General features: G+C 61.0%; 16 protein-coding genes. 7 read left to right on the top strand and 9 right to left on the bottom strand.

Annotation, left to right across the window (positions count from 1 at the left end):
- Positions 1-18: 18 nt before the first annotated feature.
- The 4 genes from dbpA to AAFM31_RS11040 form a co-directional block, all read right to left on the bottom strand.
- Positions 19-1,395 (bottom strand): ATP-dependent RNA helicase DbpA, encoded by a 1,377-nt coding sequence (dbpA, locus tag AAFM31_RS11055; RefSeq protein ID WP_341707981.1) that lies wholly within the window; start codon positions 1,393-1,395, stop codon positions 19-21.
- A 51-nt stretch (positions 1,396-1,446) separates the two neighbouring features.
- A complete protein-coding gene (locus AAFM31_RS11050) occupies positions 1,447-1,611 on the bottom strand; it encodes a hypothetical protein (RefSeq protein ID WP_341707980.1) in 165 nt (54 codons plus the stop codon).
- Between the two features lie 154 nt (positions 1,612-1,765).
- Positions 1,766-2,728, bottom strand: coding sequence for a diguanylate cyclase (locus tag AAFM31_RS11045; protein ID WP_341707979.1), 963 nt, complete (start codon positions 2,726-2,728; stop codon positions 1,766-1,768).
- Positions 2,729-2,749: 21 nt separating this feature from the next.
- Positions 2,750-3,754, bottom strand: coding sequence for a response regulator (locus AAFM31_RS11040; protein ID WP_341707978.1), 1,005 nt, complete (start codon positions 3,752-3,754; stop codon positions 2,750-2,752).
- A gap of 262 nt (positions 3,755-4,016) precedes the next feature.
- Between AAFM31_RS11040 and AAFM31_RS11035 the strand changes: the two genes are divergently transcribed.
- The 3 genes from AAFM31_RS11035 to AAFM31_RS11025 all read left to right on the top strand — a co-directional run bounded on the left by AAFM31_RS11035 (position 4,017) and on the right by AAFM31_RS11025 (position 6,667).
- On the top strand, positions 4,017-5,087 hold the full coding sequence (locus AAFM31_RS11035; protein ID WP_341707977.1) for a GGDEF domain-containing protein: 1,071 nt from the start codon (positions 4,017-4,019) through the stop codon (positions 5,085-5,087).
- Between the two features lie 90 nt (positions 5,088-5,177).
- Positions 5,178-6,302 carry an alanine dehydrogenase gene (gene ald / locus AAFM31_RS11030; protein WP_341707976.1) on the top strand — a complete coding sequence of 375 codons (1,125 nt, stop codon included), beginning with the start codon at positions 5,178-5,180 and terminating at the stop codon, positions 6,300-6,302.
- Positions 6,303-6,346: 44 nt separating this feature from the next.
- A complete protein-coding gene (locus AAFM31_RS11025; RefSeq protein ID WP_341707975.1) occupies positions 6,347-6,667 on the top strand; it encodes a TraR/DksA C4-type zinc finger protein in 321 nt (106 codons plus the stop codon).
- Here the strand turns inward: AAFM31_RS11025 and AAFM31_RS11020 are convergent.
- Positions 6,658-7,551: an acyltransferase gene (locus AAFM31_RS11020; RefSeq protein ID WP_341707973.1), complete on the bottom strand. Its 894-nt coding sequence runs from the start codon at positions 7,549-7,551 to the stop codon at positions 6,658-6,660. The genes AAFM31_RS11025 and AAFM31_RS11020 overlap by 10 nt on opposite strands.
- Positions 7,552-7,771: 220 nt before the next feature.
- Between AAFM31_RS11020 and lnt the strand changes: the two genes are divergently transcribed.
- Positions 7,772-9,403, top strand: coding sequence for an apolipoprotein N-acyltransferase (lnt, locus tag AAFM31_RS11015; protein WP_341707972.1), 1,632 nt, complete (start codon positions 7,772-7,774; stop codon positions 9,401-9,403).
- A 43-nt stretch (positions 9,404-9,446) separates the two neighbouring features.
- The gene (locus AAFM31_RS11010; protein WP_341707971.1) at positions 9,447-10,379 is read left to right on the top strand and encodes a transporter; all 933 of its coding nucleotides are present in this window, start codon (positions 9,447-9,449) and stop codon (positions 10,377-10,379) included.
- Positions 10,380-10,482: 103 nt separating this feature from the next.
- Here the strand turns inward: AAFM31_RS11010 and AAFM31_RS11005 are convergent, their stop codons facing one another.
- A complete protein-coding gene (locus AAFM31_RS11005; RefSeq protein ID WP_341707970.1) occupies positions 10,483-11,697 on the bottom strand; it encodes an NAD(P)/FAD-dependent oxidoreductase in 1,215 nt (404 codons plus the stop codon).
- Positions 11,698-11,810: 113 nt separating this feature from the next.
- Between AAFM31_RS11005 and AAFM31_RS11000 the strand changes: the two genes are divergently transcribed.
- A complete protein-coding gene (locus AAFM31_RS11000; protein ID WP_341707969.1) occupies positions 11,811-12,044 on the top strand; it encodes a VF530 family protein in 234 nt (77 codons plus the stop codon).
- Here AAFM31_RS11000 and AAFM31_RS10995 read toward each other — a convergent pair.
- From AAFM31_RS10995 to AAFM31_RS10985, 3 genes are all read right to left on the bottom strand, one after another.
- Positions 12,041-12,484 (bottom strand): YqaA family protein, encoded by a 444-nt coding sequence (locus AAFM31_RS10995; protein ID WP_341707968.1) that lies wholly within the window; start codon positions 12,482-12,484, stop codon positions 12,041-12,043. The genes AAFM31_RS11000 and AAFM31_RS10995 overlap by 4 nt on opposite strands.
- Before the next feature lie 172 nt (positions 12,485-12,656).
- Entirely contained in the window at positions 12,657-13,277 is a 621-nt protein-coding gene (locus tag AAFM31_RS10990; RefSeq protein ID WP_341707967.1) for a glutathione S-transferase family protein, read from the bottom strand.
- 61 nt (positions 13,278-13,338) lie between these two features.
- Entirely contained in the window at positions 13,339-14,112 is a 774-nt protein-coding gene (locus tag AAFM31_RS10985; RefSeq protein WP_341707966.1) for a sulfite exporter TauE/SafE family protein, read from the bottom strand.
- 150 nt (positions 14,113-14,262) lie between these two features.
- On the opposite strand from AAFM31_RS10985, the gene AAFM31_RS10980 reads away from it, so the two are divergent.
- Positions 14,263-14,853 carry a cytochrome b gene (locus AAFM31_RS10980; protein WP_341708013.1) on the top strand — a complete coding sequence of 197 codons (591 nt, stop codon included), beginning with the start codon at positions 14,263-14,265 and terminating at the stop codon, positions 14,851-14,853.
- Positions 14,854-14,863 lie beyond the last annotated feature (10 nt).

Genomic DNA, 14,863 nt, shown 5'->3' with positions numbered 1-14,863 from the left:
TCCTCCCGGGGTGTTGGCTCAGATCAGACGAACCTTGAAACGGCGGCCCTTGATCTTGCCCTGCTCAAGTCGTTGCAGCGCGGTTTTGGCCTGATCGCGGCGAATGGCTACCAGGGCTTGAAAGTCACTGATGCTGATTTTGCCGATAGCGTCGCCGGTCAGGCCGGCCTCGCCGGTGAGGGCGCCGAGCAGGTCACCCGGGCGCAGCTTGTCCTTGCGCCCGCCAGCGACGGCCAAGGTGCGCATGGGGGCGATCAGCGGGCGGTCCGGACGCTCCGGCAGGCGCTCGATGTCCTGCCAGTTCAGCTCGCCGTAGGCCTCCTCGATCGGGCGCAGGCGCTTGAGTTCACGCGGCGCTACCAGACTCAGCGCCAGACCGGATTGCCCCGCGCGACCGCTGCGACCGATGCGGTGGACGTGGGCAGCCGGGTCGGCGGCCAGCTCGACATTGATCACCGCAGCGACGCCGGCGATGTCAATGCCACGCGCGGCGACGTCGGTGGCGGTCAGCACGCTGCAGCTCTGGTTGGCGAACAGCGCCAGTACCTGATCGCGTTCACGTTGTTCCATGTCACCGTGCAGGGCCTGGGCGCTGATGCCTTCCTTGTTTAGATAATCAGCCAGCTCCTGACATTGCTGGCGGGTGTGGCAGAAGGCGATGCAGGGTTGCGGCCGGTTGGCAGCCAACAGACGGAGAACGGCGGCAAAGCGCTGCTCCGGCAGAATCTCGTAAAAGCGCTGCTCAATCGGGTTCTCCGGCGCTGCCTGTTCGATCCGAACCTGCGCCGGATTGCGTTGAAACTCGCTGGTCAACTGCCCCAGGCTGTCTGGATAGGTGGCGGAGAACAGCAGGGTCTGGCGGCGGCTCGGGGTCTGCTGGATGATTTCGCGGATGGCGTCGACAAAGCCCATGTCGAGCATTCGGTCGGCTTCATCGAGTACCAGGCAGTTCAGTTTGTCGAGGCTCAGGGTGCCGCGCTTGAGGTGGTCCTGCACGCGCCCGGGTGTGCCGACGATAACGTGCGCGCCCTGTTCCAGCGAGGCTGCCTGCGGGCCGAACGGCACGCCACCGCTGAGGGTAACGATCTTGATGTTGCCCATGCCGCGGGCCAGTTTGCGCAGCTCATCGGTGATCTGACCGGCCAGCTCGCGGGTTGGGCTGAGCACCAGTGCCTGACAACCGAAAAAGCGCGGATTCAGCGGCGTCAGCAGGCCGATACCGAAGGCGGCGGTCTTGCCGCTGCCGGTGGGCGACTGGGCAATCAGATCCTGACCGGCCAGGATCGGCGGCAGCGCCTGGGCCTGAATCGGCGTCATGCGCTCGTAGCCAAGCTGGGTGAGTGTCGCCAGCATGCTTTGCGGCAGTGGCAGGGTATTGAACTGATCGGAAGTCACGGCAGGCGCCCTTTGGACCGGGCGCTGCAGTGTAGCAGAGATAGTGTGCGCTCAGCGACGAATGCGGGTTTTGCGCAAGCCGCCGTGGCTGGTGAAGCTGCCGGTGTCGCCGGTCAGCCAGAAACGGGTAGCATGATAGGCTGCTTGCAGTTTGCTGATGTGGTAGCTGCGGGTCTTCAGGTAGGCCCAGCGCCAGCCGCGCTTGCGATCGTCCATGGTCGTTAGCCTTGTTCTTCGGGTATGTGAGTTGGCTTTCAGAACAGCCGTATGTTGCTTCCGGGTGGCGCCTGGTGTCGGATTGATGGCGAGTCGGGGCTGGAGAGTAGCCCCGTTTTACCATCAGTCGAATCGGTTCGACCGGTGACTCGCTCTAACGTGCTGGCTGGTGCAGGGTCACCATGTTGCGGCCGCCTTCCTTGGAGGCATACAGCGCCTTGTCTGCGCGCTCGAGTAACGCCTGATAATCGACCATGTCGTCACTGATGGTGGCTACCCCTAGGCTGATGGTGAACGTCAGCGGCGAGCCCTGATAATCCAGTACCTGCTGCTCAACCGAGGCGCGCAGCCGTTCGGCAAACTGCGCAGCGCCGTCCAGGTTGGTGCCCGGCAGCAGGACGACAAACTCTTCGCCGCCATAGCGTCCGGCGAAGTCTGTCTCGCGTACCAGGTGTGAGGTAACGCCGGACACGGCGCGGATGACTTCATCACCGGTCTGATGGCCGTATGTGTCGTTGACCCGCTTGAAGTGGTCGATATCGAAAATGACCAGGCTGACCGGGTTGTCGTAGCGCTGGTGGCGGGCGAATTCGCGCTCCAGGCAGGACTCCCAGTAGCGACGGTTGAGCAGGCCGGTCAAACCGTCGCGCAATGCCAATTCCTGCAGCTTGGTGTTGGCGGATTCCAGCTGACGCTTGTTCACCGCCACACCGGTCACGTCGTAGATTATCAGGCATACATGGTCGGTGTTGCCGGAAGTACTGCGTAGCGGCAGGATAGTGACGTTCTGGTACATCTCGTCGGCCAGCCCGGTGATCGGCTGGTAGCTCTTGAAGTGCACCAGGTTCGGACGTTGCTCCCAGATTGTGAAGGCGCGGGTGCCGAGCATGACGGCGGTTTCTACCTTGTGGGTGAACCAGCTTTGCTCAATCTCGGGAAACAGCTCGAAAAGGGATGCCCGCGAGGCGCGTTCGGCGCTCACACCTGAGTGATTTTCCATGAAGCTGTTCCAGACTTCGACGTTGTAGTCGCGGTCCAGCACTACGACGCCAACATCAATGCTCTGCACGATGTCGAGCAGCCAGTGAAGTTCGTTGATATCGAGAGTGTCAGTCATGTGCTACGTCTGCTTCCTTGATCAGTCGATCATATAGTTGAGCCGCTCCCGCAGCTTGGGTACCGAGTCTTCGGTAAACAGCAGCAGCAGATCGAAATGAATATCCAGGTTCTCCAGACCGTAGCTGATCTCGACTGCCAGGGTGCGCTTCCAGCGGCGTTGGTTAATGCGGATCAGGTCTTCGATCGGACAATGCTGGCCCAGCACCAGCGGGTGGCCCTGCGAGAGATTGATGTTGAGCTGCTCTGACAGGCCGTTGAGGCAGGCACCGATAATGATACTGGCCAGGTCGAGCTGCATTTCCAGCTGGGCGCCCTCGTCACGTTGGGTATTCAGCAGCTGGGCAATGTCATCAATTTCAGAGTCGTGGAAGATCAGCAGCGCTTCGCCGGCGATGCCACCACCGATGTAGCCCTGACAGATTGCAGAGAGGCTGGTATCGCGCTGGGTATCTGCCAGCGCCATGTGCAGCTCACCGACCTCGAGAATGTTGACGTTGGGGATCGGCAGCTTGATGAATACCCCAAGCACTCGGCCCAACAGCTCGGCTGCCCGACCCATGGCCACGTTGGAGACTTCGCGGAAGGCATCGCGGAAGGAAACATTAGGCAGGGTGCGGTAGACGTCTTCCTGCTCTTCGGGAACGGTTGCCATGGGCACGTCGACGCCCAGGGCGTTGAGCGCTTCGGCCAGTTGCATCGGGTCGGCGGGCTTTTTGATGAAGGCACGGGCGCCCAGCGCCTTGGCCCGACGTACGGCTTCGTCTTGAACGTCGCCAGAGACGACGATCACCTCCGGCGTCAGCCCCTCTTCTCGCAGCGCGGCGAGAACGCCAAAGCCGTCGAGCTCCGGCATGGTCAGGTCGAGCAATACCACCTGGCCGTTGCCTTGGCGGATGGCTTCCAGACCTTCGACGCCGTTGGCCGCCTGACTGATGCGGAACGGCCAATTTGCCGGCAGCGCGCGAATCAGCTGCTTTCGCGCCATGTTGGAGTCGTCGCATACAAGCAAGGGAATGGCACTCACGGCATGATCCTTGTTGCTAATCTGTCCGGCAGGTGTTCAGTTGAGGGGTATGATGGTCGTTAACGGCATATGGCCATCACTTAGCCTATCGGCCAAGCATGACAACTTATTGACCACTTGAGAAGGGACTGCGGGGAAATGTCAGGAGTTTTTCCGCGGGATTTCGGGTATTTTGCTGTGTATAGCGGGCAAACACGGGATATGGGCATGACCCTGCTTTACTTGCTGGCGGGAACAATCACGACTCAAACGGGGGCGTGGGATGACTGAGCGGCTCGAACGCAATCTGCAGCACCGCCGTCAGGTGCTCCGAGCGCTGCTCTGGATTACCGTGATCGCAGGCATTATCTTTGCGCTGATCAACATCAACCGCGGTGTATATCTGCTGGCGGCCCTTGAGCTGATCTACGCGACCTTTGCCGCTTGCCTGCTGCGCATTGTCGGCAGTACGCGGCACCTCGGGCGTTGGACCATCGTCTTCCTGTTACCGTTCTTCTGCATCATGGAAGTGGCGCTGCTGCTGCCGCAAAGCTCCTTTACTGTATTTACCTGGATCCAGACCATTCCGATCATCTCCTACTTGCTGCTCGGCAAGCGTGGAGGGTTCTGGATGTCGCTGGTATTCATCAGTCTCGGTGTGGTTGCCTTCAATGTCCGCTACGTTACCGACGACAGCCTGCTTAATCTGGCGGTGATAGCGAATGTCGGTTTCAGTAGCCTGGCAGTGATGCTGTTTTCACATATTTACGAGCGCAGCCGGGATGATAACGAGCGGCGTTTGATCGAACTGGCGGGTACCGACAGCCTGACCGGCCTGGCCAATCGGATGCGCCTTGGTGAGACCTTCCGCAACCTGCGTGGCCAGGCTGACCGCAGTAATACGGCACTGTCGTTGGTGGTCTTGGACCTTGACCATTTCAAGCAGGTTAATGATCGCTATGGACATGAAGTGGGTGATAGCGTGCTGCAGCGCACGGCGGAAGCACTGCGCAGCCGCCTGCGCGATTCTGACCTGGCCTGTCGGCTGGGCGGCGAAGAATTCGCCTTGCTGTTGCCTGGCGCGAGTCTGGAGCAAGCCGCTGGCCTCGCGGACGAACTGCGTATGCGCTTGGAGCAGACACCAATTGACGCCGGTCGTGACACGATCACCGTTACCTTCAGCGCGGGTGTGGCGTGTCTCGGTGAAGATGGTGACAGTCTCAGCGAACTGCTCAAGACCGCGGACCGCCGCATGTATGAGGCCAAGGGAGGCGGCCGCAACCAGGTGGTTGCCGCGGGTCAACAGTATGCGCTGAGCAAGCCGGAAAGTATTCTGGATAAGTGTTCTGAATAAAGAACGGAATGTGCAAATAAATTGCCGTTCGCGGCTGGTCTTCTACACTGAACGTGAGCTTTCCGATCTGTGCAGAGGAGGTGGCGAAGCATGCGTATTGGCGTTCCCCACGAGATCAAGAATCACGAGTACAGGGTTGGTCTGACCCCCGCGTCAGTGCGGGAGTTGGTCAGTCATGGGCACACCCTGCTGGTCGAATCCGGTGCCGGAGAGGCCATCGGCTATGACGACGAGCTCTACCGTCAGGCCGGGGCTGAGTTGACGGGCTGTGATCAGGTGTTCAGCGACAGCGATCTGATCGTCAAGGTCAAGGAGCCACAGGCCGAGGAGCGGCGGCGCCTGCGCCCGGGCCAGACCCTGTTTACCTATCTGCATCTGGCGCCCGATCCGGCGCAGACCCATGACTTGCTTGCCTCTGGCGCAACCTGCATCGCCTATGAAACGGTGACCGATGCTGCTGGCCGGCTGCCGCTTTTGGCGCCGATGTCGGAGGTTGCCGGGCGCATGGCGATTCAGGCCGGCGCCAGCTGCCTGGAGAAGTCCCATGGTGGTCGAGGGGTGTTACTCGGTGGGGTACCTGGTGTACCGCAGGGGCGGGTGGTCATTCTCGGTGGTGGTGTGGTCGGCAGCAACGCCTTGGCGATGGCGGTTGGGCTGGGCGCGCACGTTCAGGTGCTGGACAAGAGTGCCGATGTGTTACGGCGGCTTGATGCGCAGTACGGCAACCGAATTCAGACCCTGTACGCGACCAACAGCGCCATCGAAGAGGCGTTGCTGCAGGCTGATCTGGTGGTGGGCGCGGTGCTGGTGCCGGGCGCTGCGGCGCCGCGTCTGATCAGTGCCGAGATGGTCAGGCGCATGCAGCCGGGCAGTGTGCTGGTGGACGTCGCTATCGATCAGGGCGGCTGCTCGGAAACCTCTCATGCCACCACCCACGCAGATCCGACCTATATTGTGGATGGGGTCGTGCATTACTGCGTCGCCAACATGCCGGGTGCGGTCGCGCGTACTGCAACCCAGGCACTGAACAACGCGACTCTGCCGTTTGTTTTGGCGCTGGCCGATCAGGGCGTCGCTGCCGCATTGCGGGGCAATCCGCATTTGGCAGCCGGGTTGAATGTCAGTAATGGGGCGCTGTGTAACAGCGAGGTCGGTGCGGCGTTGAATCTGCCGGTGCAGACGCTGGATGAGGCGTTGGCTGCACTGGCGGGCTGAACCTACCGGCATGCTCAGAGTAACCAGATGGGGGACTTTTGACAGTGGATAATCAGATCGCCGCGGCGAACCTGCGGGCGCTGTACGATGAATATGCGCAACGCCTTGATGCGCTCGAGCGAGACCTGCGTAGTGGCCATTCTGCGGACTCGGCCGAGCAGGCGCAGGAGCGTGAAAACGACGACGTAATGCGTTCGCTCAAGCTGGAAGCCGAAGCCGGGTTACGAGATGTTGAGGGCGCTTTGCAGCGCCTGCGTGAGGGGCACTATGGACAATGTCAGCGCTGCGGCGTCGATATCGCCGAGGCGCGCTTGCAGGTGCTTCCGGCCACCCCCTGGTGCAGCGCCTGCGCTGATCAGGCCTGATCGGCCTGACTGCGCAGTGTGGCGATACGTTGGTCCTTGGCTTGCCAGAGCTCAGATACCCAGCGTTGGAAGTTTTCCCGGTATTCAGGGTCACCACTGTAGTCGCCCTGCAGCAGAGACTCTGGCAGCTGGCTCTCGCGAATATCAACGATGACATGCGCCACCCGGCCGCTAACCAATGCCCAGAAGCCCGGTGGCTTGGCACCCGGGTAAACGATGGTGACATCCAGCACCGTGCGCATCTGCTTGCCGAGGGCGGCGATCACAAAGGCGATACCACCGGATTTTGGTTTCAGCAGGTAGCGGTACGGAGATTGCTGCTGCGCATGTTTGGCTGTGGTGAAACGGGTACCTTCCAAATAGTTAACCACGGTCACCGGCAGCCCCTGAAACTTTTCGCAGGCGCGCTGGGTGATCTCCAGATCCTTGCCCTGATCCTCAGGGTGTCTGGCGAGATGCGCCTTGCTGTAGCGTTTCATGAACGGATAGTCGAGCGCCCAAAAGGCCAAGCCCAGAAACGGCACCCAGATCAGCTCGCGCTTGAGAAAGAATTTGAAGTACGGCGTCTTGCGGTTGAACGCCTTGACCAGCGCCGGAATATCGACCCACGATTGATGGTTGCTGATGACCAGATAGGAGTGCTGCTGACTCAGTTCCGCATCGCAGCGAATATCCCAGTGGGTTGGTGTGAGCAGGGCGAAAATCGCCTTGTTGCCTTCCGCCCACGTCTCCGCTATCCACATGACGGCTGCGGAACAGATACGTTGCAGTGGTGGCCATGGCAGTAGTTTGATGATGCCGATCAGCAGCATCGGGCCGATGCCTATCAGAGTGTTCAGCAGTATCAGCAGGCAGGTGAGGATGCCTGTCATCCAGTGTGGCATGGCGATTCCCTGTGGGGCTATTCTCGTTCTGTTGCGACTGCGCGGTGCATGTGCGGTGCAGCCCCTGGCGCGGCTCAGGGCCAAGCATAGCGAGTTTTTCCCGGCTTCGGCCAGCGTCTAATCACCCGTAAAGGTGATGGCCCGCATGGCGTGCCGCCCCTATCGTCAAAGGTTCATCAAAGGTGCCGCCGGGCGGAGTGGCGCGGGCGTCGGAGTAGTGATGGGGTCGTCCAGCAAGCTAGATATTAGTTTTCTTTACCGGCGGGCAGCGGGCGTGCCGATGGTGCGTCGCCGGGGGCAGCAAATCCTGCTGGCAGCGCTGTCCGGTGCACTGCTGTGTCTGCCTTGGGTCGACGGCGGCTTATATTGGGCCGGCTGGTTTGGCTGGCTGCCGCTGCTCTGCGCTCTGCAGGGAGCGTCTTTGCCGCGGGCGGCGCTGCTGGGCTGGCTGACCGGCACCTTGTTCTATCTGGGCACCGCGTACTGGATGATCGACTTTGCGGTGCATCTCAAAGGTCTGTCGTGGCCACTGAGTACGCTGCTGGCAGCACTTTTTTGGGTCTATTGCGGTGCTGCGATTGGCGTCGGATGTCTGCTTTACCGTTGGCTCTCGTTGCGTTTGCCCCAGTTCGCCCTGATCAGTTTTCCGTTGGCGCTGGTAGGCAGTTGCGCGCTTTTTCCGGGGTTGTTTGATATTCGTTTCAGTGAAACGCAGACAGCCTTTCTGGTGGCGATCCAGGCGGTTGATCTGGTCGGTGCGCAAGGGATGGATGTGCTGATGCTGCTGGTGAACGGTCTGCTGTTTCAGTTGCTGATCGGTCGCCGCGGGCGCATTGCCTCGCTGCTGGCGCTCGCCGGTGCGGTGCTGGTGCTCGGCTGGTTCAGTTATGGTTGGGTGGCTCTGGCGCACTGGGATGCGCAGGTCGCGAGAGGCTCAACCGTGCGGGTGGGGCTGGTGCAGCCCAACGATGCGCCAACCCGTCGTATCCCCACTCCCCCAGCTGGCTATTCGCGTCAGTATCCGGAGGAGATGGAGGCCACCCGCCGGCTCGCTGCCGCTGGCGCGCGCTGGGTCGCCTGGCCTGAAGCTCGTTACAAGGGCTATTTTGATCATCAGAGCGTGCGTCAGGCCTACGCTGATCAGTTGCTGGCGATGAACGTCGATCTGTTCTTTCACGATGTCGAAACCCGTAATCGTCATGCCGAGCCGATCAGTTACAACACGGTTGGCTGGTTGCGCCGAGATGGCGATCTAGGCGGTCAGTACCGGAAGATGCTGCGGGTTCCCTTTGGCGAGTATCTGCCGGCGTTCTGGCAGTTGCCTGGTCTGAATGCATTGACTCACGCCGTGCTCGGCGACTATTTGCGTCCACTGGGTGCGGGGCAGACGCACGAGCAGTTCAACGTCGACGGCATGCGTGTGGTGCCCAAGATTTGCTATGAAACCGCGTTCCCCGAGTTTATCGCCGAGGCCATCGGGACCGACGCAGGCGGCAAGGTGCTGCTGTTTGTCTCTCAGGACAACTGGTTCGGCGAGACTTCGCAGCCTTTCCAGCATCGGGCTATCTCGATCATGCGTGCGGTAGAGAATCGGGTGCCCATGCTGCACCTGATCAACAACGGCCCTTCTGTCGCTGCGGCTCCAAGCGGTCGCGCGGTGGCCGGTACCCCGGCATTCAGCCGTGCCGAGCTGCTGGTGGATTTGCCATTCTCGGCGGAGGTTGGCGGCAGCTTCTACTCGCGCCATGCCGGTGCGGTAGGGGCAGGCTGGCTGGCGCTGCTGGCGGCGCTGGTGCTGGTAGCATTGCTGCCGGTCAGGCGATGGGCGGAGTGGAGGAAAGGGCGCCGCTGACCTTTACTGGAGGGCGTATGGATACCCCTCAACGAGGTACAACATGAAAGCGTCACCGCTGCTGCTGGCTGCATTTGCTGCTTTGCTCCCTGTCACCACGACACAGGCCGCCGAGGGTGGTGGCAGTGTGTACCTGCAGGGAACCTTCAACGATTTTGCCGTTGCCATGCCGTTACCACCGGCGGTGTATGTGCGCAATGATCTGATCTACTACAACGCCGAGATCAAGGCGCGTCCTCTTGGTGGCCAGGCCGATGCCGGCTTGGAGCAGACCATGTGGTTGAACATGGTCAAGCTGTCCTGGGTGACCGACTGGACGTTGATGGGGGGCACCTACAGCGCGGCGCTGGTGCTGCCGGTTGTGCTGGACGTTGATGTCGATGCCCGTTTGGCTGGGCCCGGCTTTGGGGTGTTCGGCAATGGCAGTAGCTCGGGCTTTGCTGATCCCTACCTGGTGCCGATTCAGGTGAATTGGCAGTCGGGACGCCACAATATGGCGGTCGCGCTTGGGGTTTCAGTGCCGGTCGGCAAGTATGACCCGGATGATGCGGTCAATCTGGGGCGGCATTACTGGGCGGTCGATCCGAACGCCAGTTACTCCTGGCTGCATGAGTCTGGCTGGGAGGTTTCGGGCACCGCTGGCATGCTGTTTAACGCCCGCAACCCGGATACCGATTACCGCACGGGCAACGAGTTTCACCTCGACTGGCTGGTGGCTAAACACCCTTCCGCCACCAGCGGTTTTGGCGTGGCCGGCTACTGGTATCACCAGACGACTGATGACGACGGCAACATTGCGCCTTTTCTGGATTCGGGGTTCCGTGGCCGCAGCTACGGTATCGGCCCTGTATTTATGAAGGGTGTGAAGGTCGCCGGGCAGGATCTGAGCCTGATCGGCAAGTGGCTGCACGATCTGGATAGCGAGCGGCACATGGAGGGTGACTTGGTGATGTTCAGCGTTGCGCTGGCACTCTAGGCGCGAGTCAGATACCGGCGCCCGCAGCGGGCGCCGATGATTCCTTACAGGGGACGCGCCTTAAGCGTCGGCCCCGTAGCTGCCCCGCATGCGAGCGGGGCCATCAGACAAATTGGCCTGCGGTGTAGCCGGACGACCAGGCCCACTGGAAGTTGAAACCACCCAGGTGGCCGCTGACGTCCAGTACCTCGCCTATAAAGAACAAGCCAGGGCACTGTTTGGCTTCCATGGTCTTTGAGCTTACGTCATCGGTGCTGACGCCGCCCAAAGTGACTTCTGCAGTTCGATAGCCCTCGGTGCCGGATGGCTTGAGCTGCCAGCCGTTGAGTCGGGCGCCAATCTCGCGCAGTTGTCGGTCGGGCATTTCGGCCAGTGCGGTGTCGTCATCTGCCGGCCACCACAGCGCCTGCAGCTCGGTCACCAGGGACTTGGCCAGGTGGATGCCGAGACGGGTCTTCAGTCGGCTACGTGGTTGCTGCTGTTTCTCCTCCAGCAACCACGCCGTAGCGTCGATGCCGGGCAGCAGGTCGACGCTCAGGCTGTCGCCCGTCTGCCAATAGTTGGAAATCTGCAGCATCGCCGGGCCGCTCAGGCCGCGGTGGGTGAACAGCATGGCCTCACTGAAATGCTGACCGTTGCAGCTGACCTCGATATCCAGGGCTAGTCCTGCCAGCCGCTCGCAAATCGGCTTGAGTTGGTCACTGAAGGTAAAGGGCACCAGCCCTGCGTGGCGTGGCACCAGTTTGAGGCCGAACTGCTCGGCCAGCTGATAGCCGATGCCGCTGCCGCCAAGCGTCGGTATCGACAGGCCGCCGGTGGCAACGACCAGAGACTGGCAACGCAGCGTTCCGGCGCGGCCCTGTTGCTCGACGCCAAGGACGAATCCGCCACTTTCTGCTTTCGTGACGGTGCTCAACTCACAGTGGGTGCGAATCTCTACGCCGGCTTGCAGGCACTCGTTTTCCAGCATGTCCAGAATCGGTTTGGCCGAGTCTCGGCAAAACAGCTGCTGGTGTTTGCGTTCCTCATAGTCGATGGCGTAGCGGCCGACCATCGAGATGAAGTCCCACTGGTTGTAGCGCTTGAGTGCCGACTTGCAGAAGTGCGGGTTAGCAGAGATGAAGTTGTCTGCTTCGATGCTGTAATTGGTGAAGTTGCAGCGCCCGCCGCCGGACATCAGGATCTTCTTGCCGATGCGGTTGGCGCGTTCCAGTACCAGCACACAGCGGCCGCGCTGGCCTGCGGCAGCCGCGCACATCAGGCCCGAGGCACCGGCGCCGAGTACGATCACGTCAAAGTCGGAAGCTGGCTGGGGCACGTTGAATGATCCGCGAATGGCAGGGTGGTAAGAAGCGGCGAATTTTAGCATTGTTGAGGTGTCTGCGCTGGGCTGGCGTAGAATGGCGTTTCACCCAATCTGAGGCTTGTCGCATGTCTTCCCCTGTACCGCCGGATCACCGCAACGCTGACCCACTGCATGGCATCACGCTCAAGGCGCTGCTGCAGTGGCTGGTTGATCACTACGGCTGGGCCGAGTTGGGGCGGCGGGTGCCGATCAACTGCTTTCTGCACGAACCCAGTCTCAACTCCAGTCTGAAGTTCCTGCGTCGCACACCTTGGGCGCGTGAGAAGGTAGAGGCGCTGTATATCGCCAGTCGGCGCTAGTCGGCCAGCCAGCCGAGGGTGGCCGCGATCAGAATCAGATAGCGCCCCCCTTTGGCGATCAGCACGATCAGGGTAAAGCGCCAGAGCGGTTCGCGCATGACTCCTGCAACGATGGTCAAAGGGTCGCCGATGAAGGGCGCCCAGCTCAGCAGCAGAGACCAGAACCCCCAGCGGTGATAGGCCTGTTGCGTGCGGTGCAGGCGCTCGGGTGTCAGTGGAAACCAGCGGCGTTGCTGAAAGTGCTCGATGTAGCGCCCCAGCCACCAGTTGATGATGGCGCCCAGTACGTTACCCGCGGTTGCCACCAACAGGATCACGGTCAGGTTGTAGCGTTCCGTCAGCAGCATGCCGACCAGCACCACCTCGGACTGCAGGGGCAGCAGGGTCGCGGCGCCCAGCGCGGCAAAAAACAGTCCGACGTACCCGCTTAACTCCCACATCTCTTTATCTCGACAGCATGACTGGCGTGCATGATAACCCGCATGGGCGCAATTGCTTGAGTCAGCAGCTGGGCGTTCGCTTATGCATGATGCGCAAAATGAGCCATGGCTCATTTTGCGCTCGGTTCGTTGCGGTCGCTCTGAACCAAGGTTTTTTGCCTTGCAGTGAGGTTCAAGCGGCGGACAGGTGCTGGTCGTTGAATTCGTTGGCGCGGATCGCTGCCGGGCGGGAGAAGGCGGCTGCCACGTAGTCGGCAAAGCCGGGCCGCTCGGGAACTATTCCTTCGGCCATGGCCCAGCCCAGCTGTGATGACAGGTACAGATCTGCCGCAGTGAAATGGTCGCCGCACAGCCAGGGGCCGCCAAGCATTGCCAACTCCAGCGTGTCCATTGTGTCGTCAAAGCTGCCGAAACCAACCATGCGGGCGCGCTCGGCAGGTACATCCCAGCCCAGTTTGCGGGCGGTGATGGCCTGTTCCAGCGGGCCGGAGGCGAAAAAGAACCAGCGCAGGTAGGCGGCTCGGCGCGGGTCGTCAACCGGAGGCGCCAGTCGCGGGCGTGGAAAACGGTCGGCCAGATAGGCGCAGATGGCTGGGCATTCGGTAATCAGCAGGTCACCGTGCATGAGTGCCGGCACCTTGCCCATCGGGTTGATGACCCGATAGCCCTCACCCTTCATCTCCTCGCCATAGCGAATCCAGACGGTTTCATAGGACACCTGAAGCTCTTCCAGCATCCAGTGCACCATGCGTCCGCGGGATTGCGGGTTGCTGTACAGGGTGATTCCATGCATTGGGTGGTTCTCCATTCACCGCTCATTAGGTGTCATGCAAGCATAGACGCTGATCTCGGGCTCACCAGTCCAGCAGCACCTTTAGCAAGCCGATGCTGCTCACTGTCAGCAGGGTCAGGCCCAGGACGCGGAAGAAACGACCGCTGTCGTCCGCCAGCATGTGATTGTGGAAGCGCAGGCCAATCAGATGGCCAACGGTAACGCAGGGTAGTAGCCAGAGGTGGTGGATCAGCTGCAGGTCCACCCCGACCCAGATGAAGGCGGCCATCTTGATCGCAACCAACACAAACCAGAGCACGAACAGGGTGTCGCGCAGCTTGTCCTTGGCAACATGCTGAGCGGCAACCGCAATGATCAGGGGCGCGCCGATCAGCGATGTACCGCTGATGTAGCCGCCGAGCATCAGAAACAGGGTGTCCAGCGCACGACTGTTGCTGCGAAAGGGGCGGTTGAGGATGTACGACACGGCGTAGCCGGAGACGATGACGAAGATGATCATGCTCATCACGTTGGCCGGCAGGGTCAGCAGACCGAATACGCCGATCAGCTTGGGCACCATCATGACCGCGAGCATGTGGCCAAGGTAGCGCCAGTCGACCGTACCGCCTTCGGCTGGGCGCGTTGACGTGCGGTTGTTGAGAAAGACCGTTAACGATGAGAAAAGCAGCAGGTGGGCTGCGATCAGCGGCAGAAATACCAGTGGGTCGTCGTGTACCAGCAACAGAAATGGCAGCGATAGTACTGCGCCGCCGAAACCCAAACCGGAGCGCACGAAGCCGCTCCAGACGAAGATCAGGCCGATCAGGACGTATTGGATCAGCGTCAGATCGGTCATGTTGTTACTCCGCAGGAAAATGGGGCGCCAGTGTACCGGAGCCCTCCAGCGCGTGTCAGTTCCAGAGCTTGCGGGCCACGGTGCCGGGCTGGAAGCGCTGCAGGTGCCAAGGCGCCTCTGGTCTTAAGGCTGGATTAAGAAATGCTGATTATGCTGGCGCCATCTTCAACCAACACCCGGGAAACCCCAGCCATGCAGGCCTCCAGTCATCGTTATCACTCTCTCAATGTGACACTGCATTGGGTCATGCTGCTGCTGATTGCGGCCGCCTACGCATGCATCGAACTTAGAACGGCTTTTGCGCGCGGCAGTGATGCGCGGGAGCTGATCAAGCATTGGCACTTCGCGTTGGGGATGGCGGTATTCGTGCTGGTCTGGCTGCGCTTGATTGGTCGCCTGATTTTTCCGCGACCCGCAATTACGCCGCAGCCTGCCCGCTGGCAGCACTGGCTGGCCTCGGGGATGCATCTGGCGTTGTACGGCTTGATGATCAGCCTGCCGTTGCTGGGTTGGCTGATTCTCAGCGCCGGTGGCAAGACGCAGGTATTCGACTGGCTGACGTTGCCGTCGTTGGTCGTGCCGGACCGCCAACTGGCGGGGCAGCTGAAAGAGGTGCACGAATGGCTGGGCGTTGCGGGTTACTGGCTGATTGGTTTGCACGCGGCTGCGGGTGTTGTTCACCACTACGTGCTGCGTGACGACACGCTGGTGCGGATGCTACCAGGAGGTCGCGGAAACTGACTACCGGGTC

Origin of the sequence: Halopseudomonas sp., assembly GCF_038130085.1 — a bacterium.
Classification (GTDB): Bacteria; Pseudomonadota; Gammaproteobacteria; order Pseudomonadales; family Pseudomonadaceae; genus Halopseudomonas.
This window is presented reverse-complemented; position numbering and strand designations above follow the sequence as displayed.

Coding starts and splice junctions, on each gene's coding strand:
- AAFM31_RS11050 (WP_341707980.1), bottom strand. CDS start 1,611: ATGGACGATCGCAAGCGCGGCTGGCGCTGGGCCTACCTGAAGACCCGC.
- AAFM31_RS11045 (WP_341707979.1), bottom strand. CDS start 2,728: ATGACTGACACTCTCGATATCAACGAACTTCACTGGCTGCTCGACATC.
- AAFM31_RS11035 (WP_341707977.1), top strand. CDS start 4,017: ATGACTGAGCGGCTCGAACGCAATCTGCAGCACCGCCGTCAGGTGCTC.
- ald (WP_341707976.1), top strand. CDS start 5,178: ATGCGTATTGGCGTTCCCCACGAGATCAAGAATCACGAGTACAGGGTT.
- AAFM31_RS11020 (WP_341707973.1), bottom strand. CDS start 7,551: ATGCCACACTGGATGACAGGCATCCTCACCTGCCTGCTGATACTGCTG.
- lnt (WP_341707972.1), top strand. CDS start 7,772: ATGGGGTCGTCCAGCAAGCTAGATATTAGTTTTCTTTACCGGCGGGCA.
- AAFM31_RS11010 (WP_341707971.1), top strand. CDS start 9,447: ATGAAAGCGTCACCGCTGCTGCTGGCTGCATTTGCTGCTTTGCTCCCT.
- AAFM31_RS11000 (WP_341707969.1), top strand. CDS start 11,811: ATGTCTTCCCCTGTACCGCCGGATCACCGCAACGCTGACCCACTGCAT.
- AAFM31_RS10995 (WP_341707968.1), bottom strand. CDS start 12,484: ATGTGGGAGTTAAGCGGGTACGTCGGACTGTTTTTTGCCGCGCTGGGC.
- AAFM31_RS10990 (WP_341707967.1), bottom strand. CDS start 13,277: ATGCATGGAATCACCCTGTACAGCAACCCGCAATCCCGCGGACGCATG.
- AAFM31_RS10985 (WP_341707966.1), bottom strand. CDS start 14,112: ATGACCGATCTGACGCTGATCCAATACGTCCTGATCGGCCTGATCTTC.
- AAFM31_RS10980 (WP_341708013.1), top strand. CDS start 14,263: ATGCTGGCGCCATCTTCAACCAACACCCGGGAAACCCCAGCCATGCAG.